Consider the following 13,795-nt stretch of genomic DNA (forward strand, 5'->3'; position numbering starts at 1 on the left):
TAGCTCCCGCCTAATTAAATTTATTTTGCGGCGGGAGTTTTACGAGCGCTTTTTCAAGATAAAAATAGGGAGATATCTTCCCAAAAATTACTTTAATGAACCGTGTGGATCAATGACGAATTTCTTTGCAACACCACCATCAAATTCTTTATACCCGGCTGGGGCTTCCTCTAATGAAATAACTGTTGCATTTACAGCTTTGGCAATCTGCGCCTTGCCGTTTAAAATAGCTTGCATTAAATCTCTGTGATATTTCATGACAGGTGTTTGCCCGGTGACAAATGTATGCGCCTTGGCGAAGCCTAAACCGAATCGGATTTTTAATGCTCCTTCCTGTGCATCCTTATCCTTGGCACCCGGGTCACCTGTTACATAGAGCCCAGGAATTCCTAAACGGCCGCCGGCGCGGGTAATATCCATAATGGAATTTAATACAGTAGCCGGAGCCTCCTCCGCATTTTGTCCATGACCGCTCGCTTCAAAGCCAACCGCATCAATCGCACAATCTACTTCCGGCACACCTAAAATTTGTTCGATCTGTTCTTCCAAATTAGCATGCTCCCGTAAGTTTACTGTTTCACAGCCAAAACTCCTCGCCTGCTCAAGCCGTTCTTCAATTAAATCTCCAACAATGACAACTGACGCACCAAGTAGCTGAGCGGAGTGAGCTGCTGCTAACCCGACAGGACCGGCTCCCGCTACATACACCGTTGATCCGGTTTTCACACCTGCACTTACCGCACCATGGTATCCAGTAGGAAAGATGTCAGATAACATGGTTAAATCCAGAATTTTGTCCATTGCTTGATCTTTATCCGGAAACTTCAACAGCTGAAAATCTGCATAAGGAACCATCACATATTCGGATTGGCCGCCGACCCAGCCGCCCATATCTACATATCCATAAGCAGAACCGGGACGATCCGGATTCACATTTTCGCAAATATGCGTATCCTGCTGTTTACAATTTCTACAGCGCCCGCAAGCAATATTAAATGGTACAGAAACAAGATCACCTTTTTTAATAAATTCTACATCGCGGCCGGTTTCAATGACTTCTCCTGTGATTTCATGACCAAGAACCAGCCCAGATGGAGCGGTTGTTCTTCCGCGAACCATATGCTGATCACTTCCACATATGTTTGTTGTAACTACTTTTACAATAACACCATGTTCACATTTCCTGCCAACATTCAAAGGGTTGACACCAGGACCATCTCTTAAAACAAGATCCGGGTATCCGATTTCTTCAACTCCAACCACTCCTGGTTCCTTATACACTACTCCTTTATTTGCCATCATCATACCTCCTCGGTTTTTGTTATAACCATAATGCGTAAACGATTTCATTTCATATAAATATGAACTTCATCCCTCCTTTGAATTACTAAACAAGTTAGCACCATTTCCCAAAAAATTTATATTTATCCATATCATAAATTCTTTTTATCTAGAGGTAAAATATCTAAAATTGATATGATCTATCTGTAAAACTGATGGCATAAAAGTATTCTAAAGGAACTGTATCAACCATTCTTTGATAACCTTTTACGCTATCATCAAACATGTACATCTATCATTATTTCTGATATATTTTTCGTTTCAGGTACTGTTCCCTTTTTAATATCAGGTAAACTTGAAATAACCAATTTTGTATCATTTTCTTCCACTTGAGTTTCCATTGTTCTGTTAACTATTGATTTAATTGACCGTTTTATGGAGACCCGGTCGATTCCATTTAAAAATGGATATATCATGCTCTGTTTCACCGGTCAGAGTAAGTTGAGATAAGATTTCCCCTACTGCACTGGCAAATTTAAATCCATGTCCTGAAAATCCTGCAGCAATAGAGATATGCGAATGGACCGGATGCTTATCAATGATAAAGTGGCCATCAGGCGTTCTGGTATATAAACAAATCATCCCTTTCTTTAAAGATCCGGAAGCTTGTGGCATGAATTGATCCAGAAATTCCCTTAAATGGCCCTGATCTTCTTCTTCTGATCCAAATTCCCGATTCATTGTATCCGGATCTATCGCATTAATATAATCATGTCTCCCTACCTTTACTCCGCAACCATTAAAGGTAGGAAACCCATAATAAATGGCTCTTGTATCACCTGATGGAACTTCCACCATAAACACAGGGAATACGTTTGAATTAAACAAATCTTCATTTGCTTCAAACCAGGCTACAGGCTGTCTTGTCGGGACAAGAGGAAGTCGCAGCCCCACTTTTTCAGTTAATTTCCCACACCAGGACCCGGCACTGATAATTAACTTATCTGAAGTAAATATTCCTTTTTCTGAGATCACTTTAACGGAATCTTCATATGCCTCAATGTCGGTAATCGGATTATAAAACGAAACCTCTGCTCCATGGTGTATTGCCAGCTCTTTGTATGCCTGATTACAATTTTCACTGAATAGAATCCCTGAATCAGGCTCAAAAAAACCACTATAATCATCCGGGACATGCAGCCCCTGGTATCGTTCTCTTAACTGTTCTCCTGTTAAATGCTCAACATTTAAGCCATACGCTTTTCCACTTGCAATCGCTTCATCAATAAATGGAGCATTATTTTTTGGCCCAAATCCAATAGCTCCAACCTGTGTGAATATTTTATGGTGCGATTTCTTTTCAAGTTCGTTCCAAAGTTCCTGCGACCGGAGAGCAAGCGGTACATATTCTCTTCCTTCTCCATAAGCATGACGAATGATCCGGGTCTCCCCGTAATGGCTCCCTTGATCATGTGGAGGATGATAAGAATCAACGAGCAACACCTTCACTCCCTGCCTTGCCAAATAATATCCCGCAGCCATCCCCATAGAACCCGCACCAGCAACAATTACATCATAATGCTTCGTCATATAAAAACCCTCCTTGATTTTATTAGTATTTGATTCGTATTTCATGCTTTTTTTCACAGGTTCTTTTATTTTTAAATCAGTGAACAACGACATGTAATTAGCATTTACAATACCGTATGGCACTCTGTTACAAGCCGGCCGTCATTTTTTGAAGACATTTCAGAAATGATTATTCACTTTCTCCTCAAATAAAAGAACCGTTTTAACGGATGATCCAATATTATTTTCGGATAATTTCAACTTGTTAAATATTAGTATATATTATAAAATGAAAGCGTAATCACGTATAATGATTTAAAAAGATAGCTGCTATCACTATGAATGAATGGAAAATAAGGAGGCTGTAAATGGAGATCAAAGACTTGTTGATTTTTCAAAGCGTTGCCCACAATGGGAGTATTAGCAAAGCTGCAGAGGAACTTAATTATGTTCAATCACATATCACAGCGAGAATAAAATCTTTGGAATCAAAATTACAAACCCAGTTATTTGATCGCCACAGCAGGGGGACGACGGTGAATTCAGAAGGAGAAAAACTTCTGGTCTATACGGAAAAAATACTATTTATGATAGAGGAAATGAATAAGGATTTCCGGGACTCTGAAAATCCATCGGGTTCGCTCGAGATTGGTACAATAGAGACCATTATGAAACTTCCGATGGTCTTATCCATCTTTCATAAAAACTTCCCGAATGTGGATTTAACACTGAAAACCGGCGTATCAAAAGATCTTATTAACCAGGTATTGAAAAATGATCTGGATGGCGCTTTTGTTACCGGGTTTGGTAAACATCCGGAGATTGAACAAATTGACATTTTTCAAGAAGAATTAGTTATCATATCTGATCGTAAAACCGTTTACTATGAACATTTCAAAACTAGACCTTTACTCGTTTTCAATTCGGGATGCAGTTACCGGACACGTTTGGAAAACTGGCTGCATGAAGAGGGTATAATGAATCCAAAAATTATGGAATTCGGTGCATTGGAAACCATTTTGGGAGGCGTTGTATCCGGACTTGGCATTAGCCTGGTTTCCCGATCTGCAGTTAGTCATCTGGAAGCAGCAGGAATAATTCAGTGCTATCCAATTCCTAAAGAGTATAGTGCTATATCAACTGTCTTTATTAGAAGAGCAGACACCTATTTAACAAATACAATGGAAAAATTTATCGATACCATTAATGAATTTAAAAAAGAGTCTCGTCCTCCATTAATAACACCGATTTTTAATGTTTCAGATTATAATAAGTATCCTGTATAAAAGTTAATTATTTCAAAAGTCGTTAAGATTTCATTCACTTCCAAAAATATATTTTTGTCGCAGATTATTTCCATATCATCCCTTAGATGCCTTATTTTAGAATAGAACTCTCCAAACAAATATATTAGAAAACCACCACATAAAAATACAATGGGGGATTCAAGTGCTAAAAACATTGATTCCCCTTTTTCTTATTATGTTTTATCTCATTCCACTTCTATCAGCGAGAAAACATCCCCGCTTCTATAACTGAATTTATTATCCTGTCTTATCTATTTTCTTTTATCCTCATATTTATCTGCAATAGACCATACGCTAAAAGGGAAGCTTCATTCCGTTGAGGCTGCTATTTACTCTCCCCATCAAAACCGTTATTTGCTCTGCACGGGTATAATCTACAAACTCTTGAACGAATTAAGCTTACTCTGCGATAAAAGGAGGCTTATTCTTTGAGTGAAAACTTAGCAAAAATAAATAACAAATGGGTACGCCTAGCTGTTTTAATTATTGTCTTTTTAAATACAGCTGCCATGCTTTTAGGCTACAGGCTTATTCCTTTATCAAATGAAGAACTTGTTTCCGTATTATCTCTTATTGCCTTATTCGTATCAGAAATTTGGAATCATTGGAAAAACAACAGCTATACATCTCAGGCAAAAGAAGCTGATAAATTCATGGAAAAGCTCAAACGATAATAGTAAATAAAAGCTGATGGACAAGTCTTTGCCTTATTCAGAATCGGCATGCTCTTATTCATCAGCTCTTTTTTTATTCTGTCTCTCCATAAATCATTTCCAAGTGTTTAGGGATTACTTCAACAGTTGCTGGCGTTTGATTTAAAAATTCTCCATCACAATCAATATTTTGTTCCGGAGAAGCAGATACTTCCAAGCGATTTGTTCGGAAATAAATGATATCGTCATCTTTTTCATTTTCCGGATAATCATCTTGTATTTTCGCTTCAAGCCATTTTTTTAAATACTTTAGTTTTGCTTCTTTGACAATCAGGACATCGAATTTTCCATCCTGTACGTCTGCATTGGGAAAGAAGGATTGAATTCCGCCAAGAAAAGAACCATTGCCGACAACCAGCAATTCAGCTTTTTTGTCAAAATCAAATTCCTTACTGGATAATTTCAATGAAAAGGCCTCATTCTTAAAAACAAGTTTTGATGTATTCAAATAATAAGAAATTCTTCCGAGAACCTGCTTATTAGCCTCGTCCATTTCCTCAGCAACTTTGGAAATAATACCGATCCCCCAAAAATTTAAAAAGTAATTCTCCCCGTATTTACCCACATCAACCGACATTCGTTTCTGTTTAATAATCTGTTCCAATGCTTCTAATGGCTTTTGGCTGATTCCAAGTGTCCGGGAAAAATCATTGCAGGTGCCACCCGGTAAGATAGCAAACACTGGCCTGTTTTTTAATGGAGCAAGCGCATTTATAATTTCAAAAACGGTCCCATCTCCTCCACCAGCAATCAGTAAATCAACTTCTTCTGCGTGTTTTTCAACAAAACGTTTTCCATCGCCTTCCTGTTTGGTCTGATAGATGGTTACTTCCTTAAATACTTTTCTTAATCTAGCTTCCACTTTTTCTAATTCTTGTGCTAATTTTTGTTTTCCTGCCTGTATATTTATAATTAAAGCGACTTTTTTCATTTTTTTCGCTCCTCGCAAATTAAAATTTTTACTGTGTGAAAATTATTCCTATGAATAGGAAGTTGTCTTCATGCACAAAATCATTTGTTTATATTATATATCAGTACCGCTTCCCCTCCTAAAAAGAAAGTATCGAAGGCGTATTGCTTTTTGATACAAGTAGGAAAGTGCGACGGGCACAATTCCCTAGAATCGACATTGGTCACACGACATGACCAATATGGATCGATGATAGAAAAACTGGTGAAACGTTCCTTTCATAAAGAACATCCCACCAGTCAAGCTCTTACTCACTATCTTTCGTTATTTGTATTTTTTCTTTTTGTATTTCAATTAATTGCTTCAACGATCGAGAAATATTTACCAATGCTATTAAGATGAATCCAAGCATAATAAACGTAACAATTTCTCCAGTAAATATCGAGAGTACTGCTAAAAGTACTGCATATAATCCTAACAAAACATTATTCACATATATTCACCCTTTATCACAGCATGAGTGCCCGTAATTCCCCTGCCGGAAATACTTTTTACTTGGTTGGGGGAAACGGGCTCTTCATCTCCTGATTGGTTCAACTAGCATTTATCGGAATTTATCCCATTGGTTCTACTTCACCAGTATCTTTATTCACGATAAACCAGCCATACGTAGAAGTCTGTGAAGATTCTCCCTGTCCAACAATAGAATATACCTGAACAACAAAGTTTCCATTTTCATCTTGATGATCGGTTACGTAATGCAAATCTTCATTATCCATGTCCAAGTATGCTTTCACAATCGATTCAGCAGCTGATTCATCTATTTCTCCAGCTGGTTGTTCGCCGTTCTCTTCTTCATTCTCTACAGAATCTGAATTCTGGTTGTCTTCGGAGTTGTCTGAATCAGTATCATCTGATGTATCTGCCTCTGTACTGCCAGAATCCGCTTCATTCTGGTCAGTATTATCATTTACCTCACTATCCGGACTGGTTTGATCTCCCTCTATATCTTCCCTGCCACTCGTATCGTTTTCAGGTAACGTCTCTCCATTTGTTTCATCCGCTGTTTCTTCATTTGTTAATTCATTTGTTCCTTCGTCTGCCGATTGATTATCAGTACTATCTTCTTGCCCGGATTGATCCGTATCACTATCCGCTTCTGCTTCATTATCAAAAGCATTATCTTCCTCTACCGGAATTTCTTCTGTAGCGGCGTCAGAGACAATCCACTTCTCCTCATCCCAAAGAATAGAATACGTAGCCAAAAGCATATGATCCATCTGCTCTTGTTCTACTTCATATAAACCATCTTCTACTTTTTCCAATTCATATGTTTCTTCTTCATCAAACCAGGCAGGCTCTTCTGAAGTGTTTATGTAGATGGAACCTTCTTCATTCTCTTCAAAATAAGTATCTGTGATATCTTCTGCTAATTCCTCGGACACAATCGTTAAGAATTCCTGTTGAAGCTCTTCCAAGGAATCAAATCCGGTTACTTCTCCGTCTTCCTCTGCATTTTCCGTGACATTTTGATATGTTTCTTCATAAGTTTGTAATACTTCTTCTGCTTCTTCTTCCTCTAATTCAGGAATTTCTTCTGTCTGTTCATCCGGCTCTGGTGCTGGCTCTTCAACTTCTTCATCATCATTACTGCAGGCTGCCAGTAATAATACGATAGTTATAGCCATAACCATAAACCTAAAAAATCTGCTTTTCATCTTATTTCCTCCATTTCTAATTTCTTCTTTATCATACACCTTTTCCATAAAATTAGAAATATCTATTAAGGGAGGAATGCATTTATTTTGGACCACGTCTATCGAACTATTATTTTTTTTCAATTGTTAACCAGGGTCTGCCGCCTTCCCAATGTATCTGGACAGGAATTTTAAACGTTTCACTTAACAGAGCGTCTGTTAAAACATCACGCTTTTGCCCTGTAGCGACTAATTCCCCATCGCGCACTAATGCAACATGAGAAATAGCTTCTGTAATTTCTTCAATATGATGGGTGACATAAAGCAGATGCGTATTCTCTTTTAAATCATCCATTAACTCCAGTACTTCTTCACGTGATAAAATATCTAAACCAGAGCATGGTTCATCCAAAATCAGAATTTCCGGTCTGCTCATAAGTGCTCGGCCAATCAGAATTCTTCTTCTTTCACCTTGGGAGAGCATATTAAATTTTTTTCCTTTTAAATATGTTAAACGAAGGTCGGAAAGAATCTGATCAGCCTGCTGCCAATCCTCTTCTGATACTTCTTCATATATACCAAAGGAAGCAAATTTCCCGCTGACAATTACATTTTCAACCGGTTCCAGCTGAATCGTCTCTTGAAAACGGTCTAACGCACTGCTTACATAACCAATTGATTTTCTTAATTCAGATAAATCCGTTCTTCCAAAAAGCTGATCTAGCACGGTCATTTTTCCGGATGTTGGATAGTTATAGCCCGTTATAATATTTAAAAGGGATGTTTTTCCGGACCCATTTAAACCTAAAATGGCCCAATGCTCTCCTTCTTTAATTTGCCAATTGATATCCTGTAAAATTTCTTGATTGTTTCTGCGCCATGTTATCTGATCAAAATAAACAATATTCTCCATTTTTATCCCCTTCATCTAATTGAATAGTCTGTTAATTATTCCGCTAGAATACTATATTATGACTTGTTTTTCTAGTAAAATGTACTTTTTTGATTTAGTATTGGCTTTTTTGGTCAGCTATTAGACTGACAACAGCAAACTATTCGCCAGCTCATGTTAATATTATATAACTAACCCATGTAAAAATCTCTCTCTTTTAACAAGAGCATTCCAGAGGCTAATCCTTCTGAAGAGTCCTATGTTTATAGGACTGGACTGTACATTGAAACTTCATAAAACGAAACTTCATTCAGTGGGAGTTTTCGCCCTTCTCCTACTGAATTAGCCTAAGTGATTCAGGGAGGTAGCGCCCGTTATCTCCCGCCTAAATAAATTCATTCTTACTCTTTATTTTGTGGCGGGAGTTTTACGGGCGGTTCTCCGTGATAAATAATCATATTAAAATTCATTACTTGGATAACTTCCTGCTCCAAAGACCAATTGAAGTACCTGTCAACCATATATATACGGAAGCATAAAGTATGCGCTGAAGCAATCCACCTGGGAGACTGGTAAATACAGGCTGTAAGAAAAGACTTAAAAGTGCTGCTGAAGTGATTGTCGTACAAATAATCGTCCACCAAAATATACGGGGCAACTTTTTATAAGTAGCAATACTGATTAAAATCATTGCTGGAATCTGCACCACCATTCCTGGAAGTGCACTTAACGTATGCCAATTAAAATCAATATCTGCAGGGATAATTCCCGAAATCCCATAGCTCACTCCAAAAATCCCAATGAAAACACTCGCTACTTTCGTTGAGCGGACCTTTGGCCATAGAGGATAGATCAACACAGCCCCAATTAGAATAGCCAATCCTGTTAAGAAAAACGTCCAGTTCATCAGCCAATGATAAGGTGAACAAATAGCGTAACTTGCAAGTACATAAGTATCCGTCCCACAGGTAGTCACTCCTAAATCACTCATCGGCTGATTCAGGAAACTGTAAGAAGCTGTGGTTGCCCGGATAATGATCGTTTCGATAAAGAAGTAGGCACTTAATGCAATCCAGCTAATCAGGCCAATTCGAATAGATAGTCTGTTATTAGATCTACGCAATAAAAATATTGCCAATGCAGCTATAAATATAACAATCAGCATCGCTATCACATGAAATTCATAGCTCACATTATCTACCTCCTTTGTTAATTGATTGTGTAATCCTTTGGCAAAGTTGTCTTCAGTTGTATAGGTATCTCTTTCTTTTATTTACGTTGTTTCACCTAATAAAGATTCCTCCCATTTTTGTTTGAGAAGGTTTACCTCCTATTCCTATTTAAATATTTAAAAGGTCACCCTTATCTGGATGACCTTTTAAAGCAATACTATCATAATTCAGTCTACAAATACTGCCCTGTAAATGAATCCTTATTTGCCTTTATCATTTCCGGTGTTCCCTCTGCAATCACCACTCCTCCATTCGCGCCACCTTCAGGACCTAAATCAACTACCCAGTCTGCCGCTTCAATAACCTGACTATTATGCTCCACCATGATTACCGTATTTCCCGCATCCACTAAACGATTTAACAGCTTAAGCAGCTGAATCGTATCATTCGGATGTAATCCAGTGGTCGGCTCATCTAATAAATAAAGAGAAGTCTTCTTGCCCTGCTTCATTAACTCTTTTGCAAGCTTTAATCTTTGTCCTTCTCCTCCTGATAAAGTAGTTAAAGATTGTCCCATTTTTAAATAGCCCAGACCGATTTCTGTCAGGAGTTTTAAAATCGTTTGTATCTTCTTTTCCCCTTCAAAGATTGAAAGACATTCATGCACAGAGCTTTCAAGAATATCATTGATAGAGTAACCTTGATACTTCACTTCTAACACTTCTTTTTTAAATCTTCTCCCCTGACACTCTGGACATATCACCTCTAAATCAGGGAAAAAGAGCATATTGGTCGTTACATAACCAAGCCCTTGACAGTTTTCACAACGTCCTCCAGCGGTATTAAAAGAAAAATGCTTTGATGAAAAGTTCTTTTCTTTTGCTTCAGGCAATTTAGCAAACAACGAACGAACGGCTGTAAATAAATCAATATAAGTCGCGGTGTTTGACCGTTTCATTCTGCTGAGCGGAGACTGGCCGACAATAATCATCTGATCATAAGCTTCCAGACCGGTTACTTTTTCAAATCCTTCATAAATTGTCTCATTTGCTTTTGCCAGTACATCAAATAGTAGGGAAGATTTTCCTGAACCGGAAACGCCGGTTACTGCTGTTAAACAGCCTTTAGGAAAGGTTACAGTCACATCCTGAAGATTATTTGCAATAGCATGATATATCGATATTCCTTCCTCTTTCCCAGTTCGATAATTCATTTTCTTCGGTTTTTCAGCACGCAAATATTGACCTGTAACAGATGTTTCTTCATCGATTAATTCTTGCAAGCTTCCTTGACCAACAACTGTCCCTCCAAGCTTTCCAGCTCCCGGACCAATATCAATAATGTGATCTGCTTCCTTCATCACATCAACATCATGCTCAATTAATAAAACTGTATTCCCTAAATCACGCAAATGCTTTAAGATACTAATCAGGCCGGCTGTGTCCTTAGGATGCAGACCAACTGTCGGCTCGTCCATAATATATAATACGCCGGTAAGTGCGGAATCGAGCAGTGCAGATAACCGTATCCGCTGTGCCTCCCCACCGGATAACGTAATGACTTGTCTATCCAACGTCAGATAACCCAGTCCTATTTTGATAATACGGGAAAGCTTTGTTTTTATATCTTGAATAAATGTTTCGACAAGCTGATAACTTGTCTGCTCCAGTGATGTTTCCAAATTGTGTATCCAAGCTTCCATTTCTTCTAAGGAATGGACAACCAATTGCGGAATCGTCCAGCCGCCAACAGTAACTGCTCTACTCACTTCATTTAAACGGTCTCCATGACAATCGGGACAAATCTGCGAATAGAAATAAGCATCTGCTTCAGCTGAAGAACCATCATGCTCTGCATAACGGCGCCACATAGAGGTTAATACGCCGGGGAATTTTCCTTTCTCTACTGTTTTGGGAGGCTTTACGTTTGGAAATAGCTGCTTTACCTCATTACTTTCTACTCCATGGTGAAGAATAGCCTTTTGTCCTTCATTAAAATGCTTGACAGGTACATTATCTGCATCCGGCAGCTGATAATATTGAAAGGCAGCTTTTAAAACAGCAATTTGATATTCTCCATAACGTCCAGCAAAAATATCCACAGCACCATCCTCTAGAGAAAGCTCTTCATGAAAAACCGATGGCAAATGAATAGCTACCGTTTCTCCCAATCCTTTACAGGTCGGACAAGCTCCTTCTGTTGTATTATAAGAAAAATGGGTTCGCGTCAGTTTTTCCATTCGCTCATTGCAATTCGTACAAAAGATATATTCTGTAAAACTGTCCGCTTCTCTCTCTACTTCTCCTTCATAAGCTATGGGATCAATTCTATGCTGACACTTGGGACAAGCTCTTTCTCCAAGCTTTTCAAATACCATTCGTAAGCTGGTATACATATCCGTCATTGTCCCGACTGTCGAACGCGGATTCCGATTGGTAATATGCTGATTAATACTAATGGCAGGTGATAACCCGCTGATAGAGTCAACTTTCGGTTTGTTGATTCCCTGCATCCCCATTGATTCTAAATATTGACGCTGGCATTCATTGAATAAGGTATCCAGAGCTAGCGTGCTTTTTCCAGATCCTGAGGGACCTGTAACAACAATCAGTTTATTTTTAGGGATAGACACAGAAAGATTCTTTAGATTATTCTCCCGGGCTCCTTTTACGGTCATTAGATTATGCATGTTGATATTCCTCCTCCGTGATTTCTGTTTTCTTCCTGTTTTCTGTTTGCAAGTGCAATGTTTTTTTCATGGTGACTTGATGCATGATCATTTTAATAAGCCATTGCATCTTGATATCCCTCCTTTCAAACATCTATTACTATCATATAACATTTGTGCAAGTGCAAAGTTTGACTTAAAATGATAAGCTATAATAACGTTGATTAACCAAAACCCGTCATGGGTCTATAAGGTTTTAATCTAATCTTTGGAGGTAATCATGGAACTGCGGCCAATTGATATTGCGAAGAAACTGGATGTAGGAACAAGTGCATTAAGACACTATGAAGAATGGGGCATTGTGCCAAAAGCTATTCGGAAAGCAAATGGATATCGTGTGTATACAGAGGTTCACGAAGCTTATTTTCAGTGCATCCGGGCCATGTACCCTGGTTTTGGTATGGGAACCGTCCGCAGAGTGATGCCTCTGCTGCAGGAAAATAAATATATCGAAGCTTTATGGGAAGTCAACCAAGTACAGGCTGAGCTATTTGAAAGAAAGCAGCAGGCGTTAGATGCCGTTACTATCTTAAGCCCGAATAACATGCAAGATTTTATGAAAAAACAACAGAAGAAGTATTACACGATAGGAGAAGTAGAAGACGAATTGCACGTCGCTGCGACTACCCTCAGACATTGGGAAAAGGAAGGGCTGATCACACCCGAAAGGAACCCAGAAAATGGCTACCGATTATATACACGGGAAGATATGAGGAGAATATTAATCATCAAAACGGTACAATCTTCTGTTTATTTATTAGACACCGTACGCGATATATTGGACAAGATACAGCACCACAGTTTAACAGATGCGAGAAAAATTGTTATTGATGCACTGGATTATATGGATTATCAAATTGAACAGCAATTAAGAGGAGCTTATTATCTATATAATTTGATTGATTTGTTAAAGGAACAGGATAAGCAGTAAAAAAGGTTATCCCGAAATTTCTATACACAATAGCAGAAAGCGGGATAACCTCAAGATAAAAGGACTTATTATACATTTATTTCATTATTGAAAAGATCAATAGCCGGTGGATAGCCGCCTTCTCCAATAAAATAAATAAAAATTACAAATAAGCAAAGCAATAAAAGAATCAGAGCATTAGCAACAATAATGAACGGATACCTTTTTCTGACCGCAAACAAACTGAACAGCATATTGAAAAAGAAACCTGCTATGATTAAGATATAAATTGTATACTGTATCAACAGAAACGGATATACAAATAAGAAATTAAGCAGCGCTATAACAAATAAAATAACCATTATTGTTATATACAGGGTAGGCTTGTTCATGTGTTTTCGCCTTCTTTATCATCCGGAACATATTCTAAAATATCACCAGGCTGACATTCCAAAGCCTCACAAATCTTTTCCAACGTTGAAAAACGGATGGCCTTCGCTTTTCCATTCTTTAAAATAGAGAGATTCGCCATTGTTATACCGACCTTCTCTGTCAGCTCTGTCACGCTCATTTTGCGTTTTGCCAACATGACATCAATATGAATCATAATTGCCAT

13 protein-coding genes are annotated in these 13,795 nt (G+C 38.2%); 3 read left to right on the forward strand and 10 right to left on the reverse strand.

What is annotated here, in order from left to right; all coding sequences use genetic code 11:
- Positions 1–87: 87 nt before the first annotated feature.
- A complete protein-coding gene (fdhA, locus tag BN986_RS23135; RefSeq protein WP_040984697.1) occupies positions 88–1,302 on the reverse strand; it encodes a formaldehyde dehydrogenase, glutathione-independent in 1,215 nt (404 codons plus the stop codon).
- 399 nt (positions 1,303–1,701) lie between these two features.
- Positions 1,702–2,871 carry an N-methyl-L-tryptophan oxidase gene (gene solA / locus BN986_RS23140; RefSeq protein ID WP_040984699.1) on the reverse strand — a complete coding sequence of 390 codons (1,170 nt, stop codon included), beginning with the start codon at positions 2,869–2,871 and terminating at the stop codon, positions 1,702–1,704.
- A 347-nt stretch (positions 2,872–3,218) separates the two neighbouring features.
- On the opposite strand from solA, the gene BN986_RS23145 reads away from it, so the two are divergent.
- The gene (locus BN986_RS23145) at positions 3,219–4,136 is read left to right on the forward strand and encodes a LysR family transcriptional regulator (RefSeq protein WP_052401114.1); all 918 of its coding nucleotides are present in this window, start codon (positions 3,219–3,221) and stop codon (positions 4,134–4,136) included.
- Between the two features lie 449 nt (positions 4,137–4,585).
- Positions 4,586–4,831 carry a phage holin gene (locus BN986_RS23155; RefSeq protein WP_040984702.1) on the forward strand — a complete coding sequence of 82 codons (246 nt, stop codon included), beginning with the start codon at positions 4,586–4,588 and terminating at the stop codon, positions 4,829–4,831.
- A 73-nt stretch (positions 4,832–4,904) separates the two neighbouring features.
- Here the strand turns inward: BN986_RS23155 and BN986_RS23160 are convergent, their stop codons facing one another.
- The 6 genes from BN986_RS23160 to uvrA form a co-directional block, all read right to left on the reverse strand.
- Entirely contained in the window at positions 4,905–5,801 is an 897-nt protein-coding gene (locus BN986_RS23160; RefSeq protein ID WP_040984704.1) for a diacylglycerol/lipid kinase family protein, read from the reverse strand.
- Positions 5,802–6,087: 286 nt separating this feature from the next.
- A complete protein-coding gene (locus BN986_RS23165; RefSeq protein WP_187378612.1) occupies positions 6,088–6,273 on the reverse strand; it encodes a hypothetical protein in 186 nt (61 codons plus the stop codon).
- 121 nt (positions 6,274–6,394) lie between these two features.
- The gene (locus tag BN986_RS23170; protein WP_148417199.1) at positions 6,395–7,498 is read right to left on the reverse strand and encodes a hypothetical protein; all 1,104 of its coding nucleotides are present in this window, start codon (positions 7,496–7,498) and stop codon (positions 6,395–6,397) included.
- Positions 7,499–7,607: 109 nt separating this feature from the next.
- Positions 7,608–8,390, reverse strand: coding sequence for an ABC transporter ATP-binding protein (locus tag BN986_RS23175; RefSeq protein ID WP_040984710.1), 783 nt, complete (start codon positions 8,388–8,390; stop codon positions 7,608–7,610).
- A 448-nt stretch (positions 8,391–8,838) separates the two neighbouring features.
- Positions 8,839–9,561, reverse strand: coding sequence for a DUF998 domain-containing protein (locus BN986_RS23180; RefSeq protein ID WP_244445079.1), 723 nt, complete (start codon positions 9,559–9,561; stop codon positions 8,839–8,841).
- Positions 9,562–9,773: 212 nt separating this feature from the next.
- Positions 9,774–12,230 (reverse strand): excinuclease ABC subunit UvrA, encoded by a 2,457-nt coding sequence (gene uvrA, locus BN986_RS23185; protein WP_040984712.1) that lies wholly within the window; start codon positions 12,228–12,230, stop codon positions 9,774–9,776.
- 259 nt (positions 12,231–12,489) lie between these two features.
- Between uvrA and BN986_RS23190 the strand changes: the two genes are divergently transcribed.
- Positions 12,490–13,200, forward strand: a complete 711-nt coding sequence (locus tag BN986_RS23190) for a MerR family transcriptional regulator (RefSeq protein ID WP_040984714.1) — start codon at positions 12,490–12,492, stop codon at positions 13,198–13,200.
- A 68-nt stretch (positions 13,201–13,268) separates the two neighbouring features.
- Here BN986_RS23190 and BN986_RS23195 read toward each other — a convergent pair whose 3' ends face one another.
- Positions 13,269–13,571 carry a hypothetical protein gene (locus tag BN986_RS23195; RefSeq protein ID WP_040984716.1) on the reverse strand — a complete coding sequence of 101 codons (303 nt, stop codon included), beginning with the start codon at positions 13,569–13,571 and terminating at the stop codon, positions 13,269–13,271.
- A complete protein-coding gene (locus tag BN986_RS23200) occupies positions 13,568–13,795 on the reverse strand; it encodes a helix-turn-helix domain-containing protein (RefSeq protein WP_040984717.1) in 228 nt (75 codons plus the stop codon). The genes BN986_RS23195 and BN986_RS23200 overlap by 4 nt, the downstream gene beginning before the upstream one ends.

Source organism: Oceanobacillus jeddahensis, assembly GCF_000750635.1.
GTDB lineage: Bacteria > Bacillota > Bacilli > Bacillales > Amphibacillaceae > Oceanobacillus > Oceanobacillus jeddahense.